The organism is Curtobacterium caseinilyticum, assembly GCF_030363035.1.
GTDB classification, from domain to species: Bacteria; Actinomycetota; Actinomycetes; order Actinomycetales; family Microbacteriaceae; genus Curtobacterium; species Curtobacterium caseinilyticum.
Genome location: NZ_JAUCMN010000001.1, coordinates 88,807 through 106,164, shown reverse-complemented (window position 1 = coordinate 106,164; position 17,358 = coordinate 88,807). Strand labels below are relative to the sequence as shown.

Here is a 17,358-nt window from a genome sequence, read left to right as displayed (position 1 = left end):
GACCACGCGCCGCGGCCGCGCCTCCGCGAAACGCAACCCCGGCGGTTCCTCGCAGCGCTGTTCCGCTGCGAGCAACCGCCGGGGTTGCGTCTTGCGAGGGAAGTGTCAGCGCACGCGGACCTGCGCGGTGGCCTGACGACCGGTCTGCACGCCGGTGAACGTCACCGTCGTCGAGCCGCGCTCGGCCTTCCACCGCAGCGACGCTCGTCCGTCGACCAGGTCGAGCGTGCCGAGGTCGGTGTTCCCGGCCTGCACCCGGACCTGCCGGTCGCCGGCGAACCGGCTCGCGGTGAAGGTGACCCGCTCCCCGCGTTGCGGCGACCGGTCGGACACGTCCACCCGGGCACCACGGCTCAGCGCGGCGACGTCCTCCGACAGGCGCAGCCCGTCGCGGATGGTGGAGAACGTGTCGGTCTGGTCGGAGAGCCCGACCACGTTCGCCGCCCCCGGGCCGTAGGCCGCGATGCGGACCTGCGTGCCGGTGTGCTGCTGCGAGGACCCGGCACCCGCCGTGCCGTACGACACCTTCATCGTGGTGCCGTCGGCAGTGCGGAGCGCGGTCGACAGCGAGGTCGGCGGCGTGTTGTCCACGATCTGGCTCGAGTGGGCGTGGTCGGCGGTGGCGATGACGAGCGTGTTGCCGTCCCGCTTGGCGAAGGCGAGCGCGGCCTGCACGGCCTCGTCGAAGTCGATCGTCTCGCCGATCTGGCCGCAGGCGTCGGCGGCGTGGTCCTGCTTGTCGATGCTGGCGCCCTCGACCTGCAGGAAGAAGCCCTTGCCGGACTGCCCGCGGCCGCGGTCGAGCAGCTGGATCGACTTGTTCGTCAGTGACTGCAGCGAGAGCCCGGTCGACAGGCGCGCCGGGTTGGCCGTGCACGTCACCGGAGCCTGGTCCGCACCGCCGACGGTGGCCGTGGTCGGTGCGTACCGGGTCGGGAAGTTGCCCGGCGTGAAGAGCCCGAGGAGCGGCTTCGACTGGTCGGCGGCACGCACACCCGCGAGCCCCGCGGCGTCGGACACGACCTGGTAGCCGCGCTGCTGCGCCTGCGAGACGAGCGTGTCGCCCTGCCACTGACCGGCCTTCGCCGTCTGCTGGAAGCTCGCCGAGCCGCCGCCGAGCGTCACGTCGGGGCGGGCGTTCAGCAGCTGCTCGCTGATCGAGCCGAGGCCGCCGTTCTGCAGCGCGTCGCTGCCGCACGAGGCGGTGTCCGGGCCGTAGCAGGAGCGGGCGCCGACGTGCGCGACCTGGACCGCCGGGGTGGCGTCCTGGATCTCGGCGGTCGAGACGTCGCCGGTGCGCAGGCCGTTCGCCTTCGCGAGCTCGAGCAGCGTCTGCTGGGGCTTCCCGTCCACGTCGACGGAGATCGCCCCGTCGTAGGTCTTCGTCCCGGTCGCCCAGGCGCCGCCCGAGGCTGCCGAGTCGGTGACGTAGTCGGGCTTGCCCTTGTCCGCGCCGTCCTTCACGACGGAGTAGGTCGTGTAGGAGCCCGTCAGCGGCAGTGCGTCGAGTCCGGGCAGGCGACCGGCGGCGCCGTACTGGTAGTTGCGGGCGATCGTGATCTCGGAGTCGCCCATCCCGTCGCCGATGAGCAGGATGACGTTCTTCGCGCCGGCGCGCTGGATCGCCTGCTGGACGGTACGGGTCTGGTCGCCCTGGTGCCGCTGCGCGCCGCCGTGCTGGCTGAGCGCGAGCTGACCGACGGCCTCGGCTCCGGCGGGCACGGCGATGGCGGCTGCGACGAGCGCGGCGCCGAGTGCGAGCGCCCTGCGGCGTCGCTTGGTGGGAGTGGCGTGCATCAGGTGTTCCCCTCGTGATGGCACCCGTTCGGGTGGCACCACGAGGATGACCTGAGCAGCGACTCAGCAGGTGAACGGACGCGGACGCGTCGGTGAACCCTCGCCGCGGACGGGCGGAGACTGCGACGCCGGACGCGGCCACGGGCCTCCCGGCCGCGACCGGCACCCGCGTGACGTGCGTCGGTGCCGCACGGCAGGATGGACGGGACCACCCGCGACCACGAGGAGCACCATGGCGACGTTCACCCGAGGGTTCGGCGGCCGACGCGACGACCGCGACGACCCGCGGATCCCACCCGGGCAGACGCTCGTGCGCGACTGGCCCGTGCTCTCCGCGGGCGCCACGCCGGACATCGCGCCGGCGGACTGGAGCTTCTCGATCCGCACCGAGGGCGGCCTGCGCACCTGGACGTGGGACGAGGTGCACGCGCTCGGCGTCGAGGACGTCACGGTCGACATCCACTGCGTCACCCACTGGACGAAGCTCGACATGCCGTGGCGCGGTGTCCCCCTCGACCGGCTCTTCGAGGACGTCGAGACCTCGCTCGACTTCTGCATGGTGCACAGCTTCGGCGGCTACACGACGAACGTCCCGCTCGACGAGCTCCTGGACGGCAAGGCGTGGATCGCCTTCGAGGCCGACGGTGGACCGCTCACCCCGGAGCACGGCGGGCCCGCACGACTGCTCGTCCCCCACCTGTACTTCTGGAAGAGCGCGAAGTGGCTCCGCGGCATCACCATGCACGCGGACGACGAGCCCGGTTTCTGGGAGAACGCCGGCTACAACATGCACGGCGATCCCTGGAAGGAGGAGCGGTACTGGTGAGCGCGCCCTCCCCCGTCGACGGCCGGGAGGCACGGGTCACCCCGCGCGCGCCGGCACCGGTCCGCAGGCGCCCGGCCTGGCACCGTGCGACGGTCGCCGCGGTCGCGCCGGAGACGCCGAACGCGCGCCGCATCGTCCTCGACGTGCCGACGTGGCCCGGCAACGACCCCGGCCAGCACCTCGACCTGCGGCTCACGGCCGAGGACGGCTACCAGGCGTCGCGGTCCTACTCGATCGCCTCGGCGGGCGAGGGGGCGCAGGTGGTCCTCGCGGTCGACCGGGTCGACGGTGGTGAGGTCTCGCCGTTCCTCGTCGACGCGGTCGAGGTCGGCGACGCCGTCGAGGTGCACGGTCCGCTCGGCGGGTGGTTCGTCTGGCTGCCCGGCCGGTCCGAGCGTCCGGTGCAGCTGATCGCCGGTGGCTCCGGGATCGTGCCGCTGCTGCCGATGGTCACCGCGCACGCCGAGGCCGACGACCCCGCGCCGTTCCGCCTGCTGTACGCCGTCCGGACGCCGGAGGACGCCTTCTTCGACGCGGAGCTCGAGACGGCCGCCCGCGCCGCGGCCCCGCTGTCGGTCACCCGGGTCTGGAGCCGACGCGCTCCCGCTGGGTCCGACGCCCCCGTGGGACGGTTGACGCGCGATGCCCTCGAGCGTGCGGTCCTGCCGCCGGACGCCGGCGCGCTCGTGTACGTGTGCGGTTCGACGCCGTTCGTCGAGCAGGTCCTGCGGTGGCTCGGGGAGCTCGGGCACGACGTGTCCGACGTGCGTGCCGAGCGCTTCGGTGGTGCGTGATGGTCGTCGACGGGAACGCGGTGGCCGGGCTCCTCGACGGGGTGCTCGGGTCGGAGCCGACGACCGCGCGTCTGCGGTGCCGGGGCTGCGGGTCGACCGGGGTCCTCGCGCGGACACGGGTGCACGTCTCGGCGATGGGTGCGGTCGCACGCTGCCGGGACTGCGACGCGGTCCTCGTGACCGTGGTCGAGACGCCGGCGGGCCGGCTGGTGGGACTGCCGGGCGCGCGGACCGTCGCGGTCGGCTGAGCACGCTCGCCGTCGGCGGTCGCGGGCTCCGTGCGATGACGTCGTCGCCGACGCGACGAAGGCCCTGGTCGGTGACCAGGGCCTTCGTGTTCCGAGCGGATGACGAGATTCGAACTCGCGACCCTCACCTTGGCAAGGTGATGCGCTACCACTGCGCCACATCCGCGTACCTGCACACTCTACCCCGGGATCGTCCGAGGACCGGGATCCGACACTCCGCCGGGCGCGTCGCCCCGGCTGACAGGTCGAGCGGGCGGGCCACCCGTGCGCGGACAGCACACCGACCAATCCGGACGTACCGTCCGCTCCGGATGACTCCTCGGTGCCAGGAGCAGCGTCGTCCGGGTCACCAGGGGCCACCCACCCCCGTCCGGCCGATCGCGGCGACCCGAACGCTGCGAGCGGCCGGACGTCCCCGGCTCACAGGGGCGGCGGGTTGACTCGGCGCATGAGCTACGTGCACGACAACCCGGGCGGTACCGAGGCCCACGGCGTCGACCTGATCGACGGCGACGCCCCGGCGGTCCGGATCCTCGTCCACGGCGACCTGCCGACGACCATCGAGCACGAAGGCCGGACGTGGCTCGCCACGGGCGATGCGCACGACGACGGCGACCCGTCGGCGCCGCCGATCGCGATCTACCGCCCGGTCTGATCCGCCCCGGCGACCTGCCGAGCTGCCGCGTCTCGACGGTCCAGCTCGGCGAGCATCGACGCCGTCCTGCGGAGCACGCGCGGCGTCGTGACCGCGGTGACGACGAAGAGCGTCAGGAAGAGGGCGGTTCCGAGCCAGAACAGGGGCTCGCCCGTGACCGCGAGCGCCACGGACAGCGCCGTCATCGGCAGGTACAGCGTCGGTGCCGCCCAGCGGAGCGGCCGGTACTGTCGCTGGTGGTGGCGCAGCGCTCGGCGCCACTCGTCGACGTCGACGTCGACCGGTACTGTCCCGCTCCGGATCGAGCGACGCCAGCCCGGGCGACCCGCAGCACTCCCGTGGCCGCGACGCACACGTGCGGACCAGATGCCCATCCCCGCGCCGTACAGCACGCCGACGAACGCGGACACGAGTGCTCGGGGAGCGAGCTCGAGTCCGGGCATCGTCAGGTACGTCGAGGCGAACCACGCTGCGGCGAACACGATCGCCGTCGACAGCGCGAGCAACCAGGTCGGCAAGCGTCGTGTCCACCCCGTGTTCCGAGCCTGCCACGGGTCGCTCCGACCCCGGTCAGGGAGCGTCGGACGTCACCGCCTCCTGGCGGAGGCCGTGCATCTCGTCCAGCTCGTCGAGGACCGCGGTGCTCGCGGCCGTCGAGAACTTGCGGGCGAACACCCACGGGATCACCTGCTCCGACGTCCAGCGCCTGGCCGCGAGCCGCGGGAGCGCCTCGGCATCGATCCACGGCGGGCTCTTCTTGCGGGGCCCGCCCCAGTCGATCCACCAGAGGAAGACGTCCCCGACGTGGTGGTCCTGCCACCCCGGGACGAACCGCGGAGTGTTGAGGACCGAGTTCACGAAGGTCTCGTCGGACGACCAGGTCCGACGCCAGAACCGGACCAGCTCGGGGTGCGTGTCGTAGGTCCTGACGACCGCGCGGGCGTGGTCCACCGCGAGGATCTTCGACGACGGTCCACCTGCGAAGACGACGTCCCGCGGGAGTCGACGGGGCACGGGCAGCCGGAGCATCCGCTTCCCCCAGGCCCAGTGCCGGTAGCGCAACCGGTCGAACCCGCCCGAGCGGCCCCACTGGGCGTACGGCAGGGGCGAGGAGACCGAGAACGAATCGGAGCGGTGGTCACGGAGCAGCGCGCGGATCTCCGCGATGGATGCCGTCGGGTAGTCGGCGCCGGAGACGAGCGCGATGTGCGTCACCCCGCCGTCCGCGAGCGCTGCCCGGTAGCCCTCGATCTCGGCCTCGACGGCACCCCAGGTCGCCCAGGCGGTCGGACGCCGCGGCAGGACCGTCACCCGTGCGGGGAGGTCCGCCGTGATGGCGCCGAACACGTCGTCCGACGCCCGGGCGTCGACGTGGAGGTACACGGGGAACGGGTCGAGCGCTTCGATCAGCCGGTGCACGTGCTCCGGGTCGTTGTGCGCGAGGATGACGCACGCGAGCTCAGGAGCGGCGTCTTCGGCCATGGTGGTCACCTTCTCGCTGGGGGGGGCGTACACCGTCGGGTGACGGCGGGAACCCGCCCGTTCGGTCGTGCGCGAGCCGTGGTCCGTCGCGTCCACCACGACGGTGCCACGGGGACGGGCATCGTGGAACTCCTCGGGACCATCGGTACGGAACACCGCAACCATCTCGACGGGTTGTCACACGAGTCGTCCGACCGTCCGGCCGGGGAGGGCGGGAACCGGACGCCACCACGCGCCTCGTCAACCGCCTCACCCGATCACCGGGAACACGAAAACCCCCGGGGTTTCCCGGGGGTTTCCTGCTGTGGGCGATACTGGGATCGAACCAGTGACCTCTTCCGTGTCAGGGAAGCGCGCTACCGCTGCGCCAATCGCCCAGAGATCTGCTGACCATGGTCGTGCAGGATCTTGGAGGGTGTTGCTGGAGGTGGGGACGGGATTCGAACCCGCGTGGACGGCTTTGCAGGCCGCTGCCTAGCCTCTCGGCCACCCCACCATCGAGGTTCACGTCTCCGTGAGTACCCGAACGGTGGGATACCCTCTGGTGAGTCGTGGTCGTCCGGAGACTCCCACACTCGAGCGGATGACGAGATTCGAACTCGCGACCCTCACCTTGGCAAGGTGATGCGCTACCACTGCGCCACATCCGCACTTCGAACGCCCCGGAGGCCGCTCTTGTCTTCCCGCTGTCGCGGCGACGAGAAGAACTCTATACGAACCGGGCCCCGTGTGCCAAAATCCTCCCCGTTCACCGGGCGTGTCCCCCGTGTTCACGCGGATCGAGGGGGTCCGCGGGTGCCCGTTCCTTCCCGTGGCAGCCGCGATGCCTGGCGGTTCCGGGCACACCTGGTCGACGTGGAGCACCAGGTACGCCCGCTTCCACCCAGTACGCCCGAACGCGCACGGCGCCACGGGCCACGCACGAGCACCAGCACCAGCACGCACGAGCACCAGCACCAGCACCAGCACCGGGCACCGGGCACCGGGCACCCCGCGCCGGGCACGCCACACCCGGGTGACGCGTCGTGTTCGGCGGGAGCCCGAACGTCCGCTACTATCGACTGGCACGCAAGTGCAGGGGGCGATTGGCGCAGTTGGTAGCGCGCTTCGTTCACACCGAAGAGGTCATCAGTTCGAGTCTGGTATCGCCCACGTGCCCATCCAGGGCCTGAAGAACACCCGAGTAGAGCCCGGCGCACACGCGTCGGGCTCTTCTCGTTCCTCGGCCCGGACCGTCACGACACACCAACGAGCAAGGACCCATGACCGACGTCGACCTCGAGTTCTCCCGCGTGCGCGCGGTCCTCGACCGCCCGACCCTCCGGCTCATGTCCCGCCCCACGAGCGCCGCCGTCATCGCGGTGTTCCGGACGGTGTTCGACCGCGACGTCCAGTACGTCCCCGCCGACCGCATGCACCTGCAGGTCGAGGAGCACGTCGCGCGACTGCAGGCGACGGGCGCGCGGGTGCCGGCGAGCGACCAGGCCGACGGCGACACCGACGCCCGCCCGAACGGCCGCGCGCTCTGCCGCGACTGGGTCGCCGCGCAGTGGCTCGTCCGCTCGAACTCCCCCGACGGCGACGAGCAGTACTCCCTGACGAGCCACGCGCTCGAGGCCCTCAGTCTGGTGGACGCGCTGAGCGCCGACCGTGCCCTGATCAGCGAGAGCCGTCTGGCGATGATCGTGGACGCGGTGCACCGGTGGGCGGCGCGCGCCGAGCCCGACCCCGAGGTCCAGGTCCGGCGGCTCGACGCACAGATCGCCGAGCTGCAGGCCGAGCGTGACCGGCTGGTGCGCGGCGAGGTGGTCGAGGCCGTCGACGACGCCCGGATGCGCGACGGCTACACGAACATCTCCGACCTCATCCGTCAGCTGCCGAGCGACTTCAAGCGCGTCGAGGAGGCGGTCGCGACGATGCACCGCTCGATCGTCGAGGACTTCCGGCAGGAGGTCCGACCGATCGGCGAGATCCTCGACGACTACCTCGCCCGCACGGACGACCTCATGCAGGCCACCCCGGAGGGCCGCGCGTTCGAGGGCGCCTTCGAACTCCTGCGCGACGACGCGCTGCTGCTGCGGCTCCGCGACGACATCGCCGTGATCCTCGCGCACCCGTTCGCCGAGTCCCTCGGGGCAGGCGAGCGTCGGGCCTTCCGCAACACGGTGAGCATCCTGCGGCAGGGCATCGAGGACGTCCTCGCACAGCGCCGACAGCTCACGGCGACGCTCCGCGACCAGATCGTGGCGCACGACGTCGTCCGGGACCGCGAGCTCGACGCCGTCCTCCGGTCGGTGAACCGCGGGCTGGCCGCCTGGATCGACTCCGGGACCGCGCGCGACCGCGTGCCCCTGGGCCTGCTCCCCGCGACGGCCGAGGTCGGCACGCTGCGCGAACGCTTCCACGACCCCGACAACGACGCCGTCCCACCGCCCATCGAGGAACCGGACGACGACGTCTTCGAGGAGCTCGACGTCGAGTCCCTCCGGCGCCACGGCGGCCCGTTGCTCGCCGAGCTCCGCGCCGCCCTCGGCGCCGCGCCGGACAGCGCGTCGGCCTTCCACGCGCTCCCGCCGGAGCAGCGCCGCCCGGTCGAGCTCTTCGGCCTCGCGCACCTGCTCACCGGCAACGAGGACTTCGAGACCGCTGCCCACGTGGTGCCGCACCGCACGGTGCGACCCGACGGCGAGACGGTCACCCTGTACATGCCGACCGCGACGCTGACCGGCTCGCGGACGGACGACCAGCACGACGACGACAACGGCCTGGAGGCACGGTGAGCGACACGACGACGGCTCCCGTCGACGAGACGGACCCCGACACCATCGACCCCGTCGACGTCGACACCGCGCTCGACGAGCGGGACGAGACGAGCTTCGCCCTCTTCGAGGGCGACGAGGGCCGGCTCGACGAGCCGCAGCGCCGCGCCCTGGTCGCGCTGCTGCGCCACACCTACGTGAGCGCGCGGACCCACGCCGACGAGTGGCGCGCGATCACCGACGGCGAGCACCAGCTGCGCTCACGCCTCAACGACCTGTTCCTCGAGCTCCACGTGGACCGCGACCGCGAGGTCGCCTGGAAGCGCCAGGCCCGGTCGGAGAGCCAGCGCCGTGCCTTCCCGACCCTGCTGCGCGACGTCCCGTACACCCGCGAGGAGACGATCGTCCTGGTCTACCTGCGGATGCGGCTGCGTGCCGACGCCCGTCCGGGGCTCGACCAGGTGGTGGTCGACCGGTCGGAGATCCTCGGGCACGTGTCCGGCTTCCTCCCCGCGACCACCGACCGCACCCGCGACGAGTCCCGGGTGGCGAAGGCCCTCGAGCGCCTCGTCACGGCGCGCATCCTCATCCGCACCTCCGACCCGGACCGCTTCCGCGTCGCCAGCGTCGTCGAGGTCCTGCTCCCCCTCGAGCAGCTCCGCGAACTCGACCGCTGGCTGCAGACGGTCGGCACCGCCCGATCGGAGGACTCCGTGTCCGACGACGCGACCGTCGGATCGGAGGACGGCGCACGGACGGCCGCGACCACGCTTCCGGGTGACGAGCGCGACGGCGGCGCCCCGCGCCTCCCGGCCGACCACACCGACACCGACGACGAAGGCGAGACGGACGCATGACCGACTCCGTGATCGACGACACCGTCATCCCCGCACTGTTCGACACCGTCGCGCAGTGGCGCGCCGAGTCGATGCAGGTCGTGAACTGGGGCGGGTTCCACGGCCACCGCCACGTCGAGCTGTCCGGTACCGCGACGCTCATCTCCGGTGCCTCGGGTACCGGCAAGTCGACGCTGATGGACGCCTACCTGGCGGTCATGATGCCCTCGGACGTCCCGTTCAACGGTGCGTCGAACGACGCGACCACCGGTCGTGCCCGGAGCGCCGACCAGCGCAACCTGCTGACGTACCTGCGGGGCAAGGTCGACACGCGGCGCGACCCGGAGACCGGCGCCCTGCGCGACGTCAACCTGCGCGGCGACGACCAGACCACGTGGGGTGCCGTCGCCGTGACGTTCCGGAACGACGACGAGCGGCGCTTCACGGTGCTGCGCGCCTACATCGTGCCGAAGCGTGCCCGCGGCGTCGGCGACATCCAGATGACGATGGCGACCGTCGACGACACGTTCGACCTGCGCCGGCTCGAGGAGTTCGTGCCGTCGCGCTTCCACCACCTCGAGCTGACCGGCCGCGTGCCGGGTCTCGTCGTGCGTGACACGTACCAGGAGCTCGCGTACACGCTGCAGACCCGTCTGGGGATCGGTGACTCCGGCGGCGGCAACCGCGCGATGCGCCTGCTCGCACGCATCCAGGCCGGGCAGCACCTGCCGACCGTCGACGCGCTCTACAAGTCGCTCGTGCTCGAGACGCCCGCCACCTACGAGGCCGCCGACCGCGCGTTGGCACACTTCTCGGCGCTCGACGAGGCGTACGAGGCGATGGACACCGAGGAGCGGAAGGTCCGGATCCTCTCGCCCATCGTCGAGCTGCACGAGGAGATCGCCCGCTCGAAGGCCGCGGCCGACGCGCTGGACGGCATCGCGACCGGCGCCGAGGTCTCCCCGTTCGCGCACTGGACGGCCTCGCGGAAGCGTGCCCTGCTCGACGCCGAGGTCGAGCGGAACGGCCGCGAGCGGACCGCCGCGCGCGCTGACGTCGCCGCGACCGAAGCCCGACACGCGGCGGTCGAGATCGAGCTCCGCGAGGCCGAGGGGCGCCTCCGTGACCAGGGCGGCAACGCGCTCGCCCAGCTCGAGGACCGCATCGACCGCCGGACGCGCGAGCGCGACGCCGTCGCCCGGACGCGGCACACCTTCGACGAGCGGACCGAGGCGCTCGGCCTGTCCTGCGCGTCGGAGTCCTCCTTCGTCGCCGCGCAGCGGGCGTCCCACGAGTTCCTCGGCGCGTACGCGGCGGCACGGTCCGAGCTCGACGACCGCCGCGACGCCCTGACGCGGGAGGAGTACCCGCTCCTCGACCGCGAGCGCTCGCTGCGCCAGGAGCGGCGGTCGCTCGAACACCGCCAGGGCGCGATGCCGCTGCCGATGCACGAGGCCCGCCTCGCGATGGCCCGGGCGGCGGGGATCTCCCCCGACTCGCTGCCGTTCGTCGCCGAACTGCTCGACGTGCTGCCCGCCGAGGAGCAGTGGCGGACCGCGATCGAGTCCGTCCTGGCGCCGGTCGCCCGCACGCTGCTCGTCGACGAAGACCAGCTCTCCGCCTTCAGCGAGGCGATCGACGCGCTCCAGCTGCCGGTCCGCGTGCAGTTCGAGGGCGTGCCGACCGGTCCGCACCTCGAGCTCGACGGCGACCCGGCGATGGTGTCGGGCAAGCTCGCCGTCAAGGACTCGCCGTTCAGCACGTGGGTGCGGTCGCGGATCGAGTCCGACCGCATCGACGCCCGGTGCGTCGCGTCCGCCGGCGAGCTCGCGGGCGAGGGCCGTCGCGTGACCATGTCGGGGCAGCTCCGCGACGGACGCCGCGGTGCGCACGGCGACCGCCGACAGTCGAACGTCATCGGGTTCACGAACGAGGCCCGGGTGGCCTCCGTCGAGCAGGAGCTCGCCGCCATCGCGCAGGACCTCGCGACCCTCGAGGCCCGGCGCACCGACGTCGCGCAGGACATCACCGCGCTCGACGCCCTGCGCGCCGCACACCAGCACGTCGTCGACACCACCTGGGACGGGATCGACGTCGCCGGCATCGAGGAGTCGCTGGCGCGGCTCGACGCGGAACGCCAGGCGTTGCTCGCCGCCGACGACGGCCTGCGCACCCTGCGCGAGTCCGTCGCACGGCTCCGTCGGTCGCTCGACGAGGCCGCCGACCGACGCGCCGCCGCACGGTTGACCGTCACCAGGCTCGAGGACCGGCACGCCGTGCTCGTGGACGGGCAGGACGCGGCCGCCGAGATCCTCGCGCGGTTCGAGGACACACCCGAGTCGCTGCCGGACGAAGCACAGGCACAGCTGCTCGCCGAGGCCTTCGAGGAGGTCGGGGCGCCGGACGGCATCGACGGCTTCGACGACGCCGCGCGCCGACTCCGGCGCCGGCTCGAGGAGCGGCTCGCCCAGGCACTCGACGGCGCCGCCGCGGCCTCGACGGCGCTCACGCTGACGTTCCAGCGGTACCAGGACGCGTGGCCCGACCCGAACCTCGGCACCGGTGTCGCGTCGTACCCGGACTACCACGCGATCCTCGACGACATCGTCGCGACCGGCCTGCACGCGCGGCGCAGCGAGTGGCGTCGGCGGCTGTCGCAGTGGAGCGGCGAGGACCTCGTGCCGCTCGCCGGAGCCTTCGACCGCGCCGTCGTCGAGATCGAGGAGCGACTCGAGCCCGTCAACGAGATCCTGCGCGAGCTGCCGTTCGGCGCGAACCGGGACCGCTTGAAGATCCAGATCCGGCGGGTCACCCGCGAGGACGTGACGGCGTTCCGACGCGAGCTCCGTGCCCTGTCCGCCTCGGTCGACACCGAGCTCACCGACGACGTGCTCGAGACCCGCTTCCGGCGGCTGCGCCGGTTCATGGCGGTGATCCGTCCCGACCCCGCCGCGGCACGCGGTCGGACGACGCAGCGCGATGCCGTGCTCGACGTCCGTCGGCACATGGAGATCACGGCCGTGCGGTACGACACCGAGGGCAACGACCTCGGCGTCTACTCGTCGCTCGGCGACAAGTCCGGCGGCGAGACGCAGGAGCTCGTGGCGTTCATCGTCGGGGCGGCGCTCCGCTACCAGCTCGGCGACGAGACCCGACCACGGCCCCGGTTCGCGCCGGTGTTCCTCGACGAGGCGTTCATCAAGGCGGACTCGGAGTTCGCGGGTCGTGCCGTGACGGCGTGGCTCCGGCTCGGGTTCCAGCTCGTGGTGAGCGCGCCGCTCGACAAGGTCACCGCGCTCGAACCGTCGATGGAGCGCCTGCTGTCGATGCGGAAGCACCCGGAGACGGGCCACTCGTCCATCACGGAGATCGTCCGGGCGTAGGCGGCGGGCGGGGGCGTGCGCCGCGCGCGGCGCGCCGCGCACGGCGCACGGCGCTGTCCGTCACACTCAGCGCCCCGCACCGACGGTTCCAGCCCGCTCGCCGGAGGGGAGGCACGGTGCCGGGCCGCCACGTGCCTCCCGTCCGCCGCACCGCGGCCGGCACGGTGGGTGCGCCCGGGCAGCCGCGCACCGGTGGGCGCGCTACGGTGGGCGCGTGTTCGGACGACGCTCCCCCAGCCCCCGCCCAGACGACGCCGGGCTCGGCATCGGCGCCCTCGTGCAGGTGGTCGACACCGACCGCGGCGGTGAGCGGTGGGCGGACGAGCCGATCGGCGTGATCGTGGCACCCGGGGGCGTGCAGCTCGGCGGGACGCAGCGCACGTGGACGGTCGCGTTCGACGAGCCCGCGTACACGAAGGACGGCCGCGGCCCCTTCGAGCGCGCGACCGTCCTGGGTCGTCAGCTGGTGCCGGTGGAACCGGCAGCGGCGGACGAGGTCTAGTACTCCTCGTTGCCGCTCTTGAGCATGGCGGCGACCGCCATGCAGAGCCCCACGCCGCCGAGCACGCCGACTCCGATGATGATGCCTGCGATGAGTTCGAGCATGGGTGACTCCTTGCGATCCGGGGCCGGTGTGGCGGTGGCCGTCGTGGCCGCGTCCAGGCTACCGGATCCGGGTCGGGAGGCTCGGCGACGGTCCGTCCCGCCGCGCACCTCCGCCGTCGGGTGGCGGACCGGTCAGCGGATGCCGCGCATGAGGCGCAGCACCGGCTTCGCGCAGAGCAGCAGCACGACGCCGACCGCCACGGCGACCAGGCCGAGCACCGTGAAGTACGGCACCTCGTCCGTCGGGGAGTAGTACTGCGACAGCACGCCGGTCGCGGCGGTCCCGAGCGACACCGACAGGAAGAACAGCGCCACCATCTGCGTCTGGAAGCGCGCCGGTGCGAGCTTCGTCGCCACGGACTGCCCGACCGGGGAGAGCAGGAGCTCCGCGATGGTGAAGACGAACAGGATCGCCACGAGGGCCAGGAGCGGCGTGCCGTTCTCACCCGTGCCGGTGAAGGGCAGGAACAGCAGGAACGCGACGCCCATGATGCCGGTGCCGAGGGCGAACTTCGTCGGCGTGGACGGCTGCCGGTCGCCGAGCTTCGTCCAGATCGCCGCGGCGACGCCGGAGAGCACGATGATGAAGACCGGGTTGATGGACTGGACCCACGCAACGGGCATCTCCCAGCCGCCGAGCGATCGGTCCAGCCGCTGGTCGGAGTACTCCGTCACGACCGTGAACTGCTGCTGGTACAGCGACCAGAAGACCGCACTGGCGATGAAGAGCGGGATGAAGCCGAGCACCCGCGAGCGTTCCTCGGGGGTGATGCCGCTGGTCAGGATGACGACGAAGTACACGATGGTCGCGACGATGACCACAGCCACCACGACGGTGGGCAGGTTGCCCACGGTCAGCAGCCCGGTCAGGACCGCCACGACCACCACGACGAGCACGACGCCGGCCAGGCCGCCGACCAGGGGCAGACGACGACGCTCGACGGGGTTCGTGACGTGTCGGACGGACTCGGGCAGCTTGCGGCGACGGATGCCGTACTGCACGAGACCGGCGGCCATGCCGACGGCGGCGAGCCCGAAGCCGTAGTGGAAGCCGAGGGACGACTGCAGCAGTCCGGTCAGGAGCGGCCCGAAGAACGCACCGAGGTTCACCCCGAGGTAGTACAGCGAGAAGCCGGCGTCGCGCCGCGGGTCCTCGCGGTCGTAGAGCCCGCCGACGATGGTCGTCGCCGTGGCCTTGAGGCCGCCGGACCCGAGGGCGATGAGCACGAGGCCGACTCCCACCCCGGCAACCCCGGGGACGAGCGCGAGTCCGATGTGCCCGAGCATCACCACGATCGCACTGCCGAAGAGCGTCCGGTCAGCACCGATCAAGCGGTCGGCGATCCACGCGCCGATGATGGTGAAGAGGTACACCGCGCCGCCGTAGGCGCCCATGATGCCCTTCGCGGTGCCCTCGTCGATGCCGAGGCCGCCCTGGGTGGCCGTGTAGTACATGTAGATGAGGACGATGCCCTGCATCCCGTAGAACGAGAACCGCTCCCAGAGCTCCACCGCGAACGGTGTCGACAGTTCGAACGGCTGCCCGAAGAAGGTGCGGTGCTGCGCCGGAGCGCTCGGTGGGGTGGTGCGAGACATCCTCCCACTGTGCCCCGGCACCTCCCGACCGTCCGAATCGGGTCGGGCCGCGCACAAACGCTCCCGGGCGGGTCTTGGAGGGTTCCCACCATCGTCGTCCGACTGCGTCGCGCACGATTGTGCACCCGCACGGCGTTCGGGTGACGCCCGGCCGGAGTGCATAGCGTGTGCAGTGCAACACGGACAGAGCAGTTCAGGAAGGCTCCCCCATGGTCGACACCGCACCCGCACGCCCCACCTCGACGTCCACCGCGTCCGAGGCACCGAACGCCGACGCCACCGGCGACCCGGCAGCGGGGACCCCGGTCGGTTCGACGGACACGGACGTCCGCATCGACACGACGCTGTTGGGCGAGCTCCTGCTCGGGCGCTGGGCCGAGGACCGCCGGATCTCACGGCGGCTGACGCTCGACCCGGGCCTGCACAAGATCGAGGGCCAGCCGATCGCCGAGCACCGCGCCCGCGCGCTGGGACAACTGCAGGTGCTCGTCGACGCGGGTGCGATCCAGCGCCCGTACCCGACGGAGTTCGGCGGCCAGGAGAACCACGGCGGCAACCTCGCGGCGTTCGAGGAGCTGACCACCGCGGACCCGTCGTTGCAGATCAAGGCCGGCGTGCAGTGGGGCCTGTTCGGCTCGGCCGTCCACCACCTCGGCACCGAGCGCAACCACCGCGAGTTCCTGCCCGGCATCATCCGGTTCGACGTCCCCGGCTGCTTCGCGATGACCGAGACCGGGCACGGCTCCGACGTCCAGAGCATCGCCACCACGGCGACGTACGACCCGGCGGCGCAGGAGTTCGAGATCCACACGCCGTTCCGCGGTGCGTGGAAGGACTACATCGGCAACGCGGCGCTGCACGGCAAGGCGGCCGTGGTCTTCGCGAAGCTCGTCACCGCCGGCGTCGACCACGGTGTGCACGCGTTCTACGTGCCGCTCCGCGACGCCGACGGCGCGTTCCTGCCCGGAGTGGGCGGCGAGGACGACGGGGTCAAGGGCGGCCTCAACGGCATCGACAACGGTCGGCTCTGGTTCGACCACGTCCGCGTGCCCCGCACGAACCTGCTGAACCGGTACGGCGACGTCGCTGAGGACGGCACGTACAGCTCCCCGATCGCCTCGCCCGGACGCCGGTTCTTCACGATGCTCGGCACGCTCGTGCAGGGCCGGGTGTCGCTCGACGGTGCCGCGGTGGTCGCGCAGAAGATCGGGCTGCAGATCGCCCTCACGTACGCGATGGAACGTCGTCAGTTCCCGACGGGCGGCGGCGACGAGGGGGTGCTCCTCGACTACGGGCGGCACCAGCGGCGGCTCATCCCCCGGCTCGCGACCGTGTTCGCACAGTCGTTCGCGCACGAGCAGCTCCTGCAGACCTTCGACGACGTCTTCAGCGGGCGCGAGGACACCCCGCAGCGCCGCGAGGATCTCGAGACCCAGGCGGCCGCGTTCAAGTCGATGTCGACGTGGTCGGCGCTCGACACCCTGCAGGAGTGCCGCGAGGCGTGCGGCGGCGCGGGCTTCCTGGCCGAGAACCGGCTCACCGGGCTGCGGGCCGACCTGGACGTCTACGTCACGTTCGAGGGCGACAACACGATCCTGCTCCAGCTGGTCGGCAAGCGGCTGCTCACCGAGTTCCGCGCCAAGGCCCCTCGGGACGCTGCGTCGACGGCGAGGTTCGTCGCGGCGCAGGCGGCCTCCAAGCTGGCTGACGCATCCGGGATCCGACGCCTCGGACAGGCGGTGGCGGACCGCGGGTCGATGGCGTCGAGCGTCAGCGACCTGCAGGACCCGCGCACGCAGCGCGCACTGCTCGCCGGCCGCGTCGAGACGATGGTGACCGAGATCGGGATGCGCCTGGCGTCCGCGGGCAAGGACCGTGACCGCGCGGCCCGGCTGCTGAACCGTTCGCAGCACGAGCTGATCGAGGCGGCGAAGGCGCACGCCGAGCTGATGCAGTGGGACGCGTTCACCGCCGCGATCGAGTCGGTCGCCCCCGGGGACACCCGTCGCGTGCTCGTCTGGCTGCGTGACCTGTTCGCCCTGGGCCTGCTCGAGCAGCACCTCGACTGGCACCTCGTGCACGGTCGACTCACGGCGCAGCGTGCACGCGCGGTGTCCGCGTACGTGGACCGTCTGGTGGCTCGGCTGCGTCCGGTCGTGCCGCAGCTCATCGAGTCGTTCGGGTACGCACCGGAGCACGTCCGTGCGCCGATCGCCCTGGGCGAGGAGCGCGCTCGGCAGGAGGAGGCGGCCGCCTGGTTCGCTGCCGAGGCCGCAGCGGGTCGTCTGCCCGAGCAGGAGAAGAAGCCACAGCCGTGATCAACCCCACGGGGTTGATTCCGGCAGAATCAACCTTGTAGGGTTGACGACGGAGGCA

The 17,358-nt window shown here is 72.2% G+C and carries 13 protein-coding genes and 5 tRNA genes; 10 read left to right on the top strand and 8 right to left on the bottom strand.

What is annotated here, in order from left to right; all coding sequences use genetic code 11:
• Window positions 1-105: 105 nt before the first annotated feature.
• Entirely contained in the window at window positions 106-1,797 is a 1,692-nt protein-coding gene (gene phoA / locus QUG93_RS00510; protein ID WP_289471678.1) for an alkaline phosphatase, read from the bottom strand.
• Window positions 1,798-2,029: 232 nt separating this feature from the next.
• Here phoA and QUG93_RS00505 point away from each other — a divergent pair, with 232 nt between their 5' ends.
• Genes QUG93_RS00505 through QUG93_RS00495 form a run of 3 tightly spaced genes read left to right on the top strand, consistent with a single transcriptional unit; the run spans window position 2,030 to window position 3,665 of the window.
• Window positions 2,030-2,623, top strand: coding sequence for a molybdopterin-dependent oxidoreductase (locus QUG93_RS00505; RefSeq protein WP_289471677.1), 594 nt, complete (start codon window positions 2,030-2,032; stop codon window positions 2,621-2,623).
• A complete protein-coding gene (locus tag QUG93_RS00500) occupies window positions 2,620-3,417 on the top strand; it encodes an FAD-binding oxidoreductase (protein WP_289471676.1) in 798 nt (265 codons plus the stop codon). The genes QUG93_RS00505 and QUG93_RS00500 overlap by 4 nt, the downstream gene beginning before the upstream one ends.
• Window positions 3,417-3,665, top strand: coding sequence for a DUF6510 family protein (locus tag QUG93_RS00495; RefSeq protein WP_289471675.1), 249 nt, complete (start codon window positions 3,417-3,419; stop codon window positions 3,663-3,665). The genes QUG93_RS00500 and QUG93_RS00495 overlap by 1 nt, the downstream gene beginning before the upstream one ends.
• Before the next feature lie 94 nt (window positions 3,666-3,759).
• Here QUG93_RS00495 and QUG93_RS00490 read toward each other — a convergent pair.
• Window positions 3,760-3,831 (bottom strand) — tRNA-Gly (locus QUG93_RS00490).
• Between the two features lie 282 nt (window positions 3,832-4,113).
• Between QUG93_RS00490 and QUG93_RS00485 the strand changes: the two genes are divergently transcribed.
• A complete protein-coding gene (locus QUG93_RS00485) occupies window positions 4,114-4,320 on the top strand; it encodes a hypothetical protein (RefSeq protein WP_058727894.1) in 207 nt (68 codons plus the stop codon).
• Here QUG93_RS00485 and QUG93_RS00480 read toward each other — a convergent pair.
• The 5 genes from QUG93_RS00480 to QUG93_RS00460 all read right to left on the bottom strand — a co-directional run bounded on the left by QUG93_RS00480 (window position 4,305) and on the right by QUG93_RS00460 (window position 6,452).
• Window positions 4,305-4,838, bottom strand: coding sequence for a hypothetical protein (locus QUG93_RS00480; protein WP_289471674.1), 534 nt, complete (start codon window positions 4,836-4,838; stop codon window positions 4,305-4,307). The two genes, QUG93_RS00485 and QUG93_RS00480, sit on opposite strands and share 16 nt — an antisense overlap.
• Before the next feature lie 52 nt (window positions 4,839-4,890).
• Window positions 4,891-5,802: a beta-1,6-N-acetylglucosaminyltransferase gene (locus QUG93_RS00475; RefSeq protein ID WP_289471673.1), complete on the bottom strand. Its 912-nt coding sequence runs from the start codon at window positions 5,800-5,802 to the stop codon at window positions 4,891-4,893.
• Window positions 5,803-6,107: 305 nt separating this feature from the next.
• Window positions 6,108-6,179 (bottom strand) — tRNA-Val (locus QUG93_RS00470).
• Between the two features lie 45 nt (window positions 6,180-6,224).
• Window positions 6,225-6,298, bottom strand: a tRNA-Cys gene (locus QUG93_RS00465).
• Between the two features lie 82 nt (window positions 6,299-6,380).
• Window positions 6,381-6,452 (bottom strand) — tRNA-Gly (locus QUG93_RS00460).
• Between the two features lie 429 nt (window positions 6,453-6,881).
• Between QUG93_RS00460 and QUG93_RS00455 the strand changes: the two genes are divergently transcribed.
• From QUG93_RS00455 to QUG93_RS00435, 5 genes are all read left to right on the top strand, one after another.
• A tRNA-Val gene (locus QUG93_RS00455) sits at window positions 6,882-6,954 on the top strand.
• Window positions 6,955-7,064: 110 nt separating this feature from the next.
• Window positions 7,065-8,582, top strand: a complete 1,518-nt coding sequence (locus QUG93_RS00450) for a DUF3375 family protein (RefSeq protein ID WP_289471672.1) — start codon at window positions 7,065-7,067, stop codon at window positions 8,580-8,582.
• Window positions 8,579-9,418, top strand: a complete 840-nt coding sequence (locus tag QUG93_RS00445) for a DUF4194 domain-containing protein (RefSeq protein ID WP_289471671.1) — start codon at window positions 8,579-8,581, stop codon at window positions 9,416-9,418. The genes QUG93_RS00450 and QUG93_RS00445 overlap by 4 nt, the downstream gene beginning before the upstream one ends.
• Window positions 9,415-12,780 carry an ATP-binding protein gene (locus QUG93_RS00440; protein ID WP_289471670.1) on the top strand — a complete coding sequence of 1,122 codons (3,366 nt, stop codon included), beginning with the start codon at window positions 9,415-9,417 and terminating at the stop codon, window positions 12,778-12,780. Before QUG93_RS00445 ends, QUG93_RS00440 begins: the two co-directional genes overlap by 4 nt.
• 214 nt (window positions 12,781-12,994) lie before the next feature.
• Complete coding sequence (locus QUG93_RS00435) at window positions 12,995-13,282, top strand: hypothetical protein (protein ID WP_289471669.1); 288 nt, start codon at window positions 12,995-12,997, stop codon at window positions 13,280-13,282.
• A 236-nt stretch (window positions 13,283-13,518) separates the two neighbouring features.
• Here QUG93_RS00435 and QUG93_RS00430 read toward each other — a convergent pair whose 3' ends face one another.
• Complete coding sequence (locus tag QUG93_RS00430) at window positions 13,519-14,982, bottom strand: peptide MFS transporter (RefSeq protein WP_289471668.1); 1,464 nt, start codon at window positions 14,980-14,982, stop codon at window positions 13,519-13,521.
• A gap of 209 nt (window positions 14,983-15,191) precedes the next feature.
• Here QUG93_RS00430 and QUG93_RS00425 point away from each other — a divergent pair, with 209 nt between their 5' ends.
• On the top strand, window positions 15,192-17,300 hold the full coding sequence (locus QUG93_RS00425; RefSeq protein WP_289471667.1) for an acyl-CoA dehydrogenase family protein: 2,109 nt from the start codon (window positions 15,192-15,194) through the stop codon (window positions 17,298-17,300).
• Window positions 17,301-17,358 lie beyond the last annotated feature (58 nt).

What these genes read in the sequence shown, in the direction of transcription:
- phoA (WP_289471678.1), bottom strand. Translation starts at nt 1,797, where the DNA reads ATGCACGCCACTCCCACCAAGCGACGCCGCAGGGCGCTCGCACTCGGC.
- QUG93_RS00505 (WP_289471677.1), top strand. Translation starts at nt 2,030, where the DNA reads ATGGCGACGTTCACCCGAGGGTTCGGCGGCCGACGCGACGACCGCGAC.
- QUG93_RS00495 (WP_289471675.1), top strand. Translation starts at nt 3,417, where the DNA reads ATGGTCGTCGACGGGAACGCGGTGGCCGGGCTCCTCGACGGGGTGCTC.
- QUG93_RS00485 (WP_058727894.1), top strand. Translation starts at nt 4,114, where the DNA reads ATGAGCTACGTGCACGACAACCCGGGCGGTACCGAGGCCCACGGCGTC.
- QUG93_RS00475 (WP_289471673.1), bottom strand. Translation starts at nt 5,802, where the DNA reads ATGGCCGAAGACGCCGCTCCTGAGCTCGCGTGCGTCATCCTCGCGCAC.
- QUG93_RS00450 (WP_289471672.1), top strand. Translation starts at nt 7,065, where the DNA reads ATGACCGACGTCGACCTCGAGTTCTCCCGCGTGCGCGCGGTCCTCGAC.
- QUG93_RS00440 (WP_289471670.1), top strand. Translation starts at nt 9,415, where the DNA reads ATGACCGACTCCGTGATCGACGACACCGTCATCCCCGCACTGTTCGAC.
- QUG93_RS00430 (WP_289471668.1), bottom strand. Translation starts at nt 14,982, where the DNA reads ATGTCTCGCACCACCCCACCGAGCGCTCCGGCGCAGCACCGCACCTTC.
- QUG93_RS00425 (WP_289471667.1), top strand. Translation starts at nt 15,192, where the DNA reads ATGGTCGACACCGCACCCGCACGCCCCACCTCGACGTCCACCGCGTCC.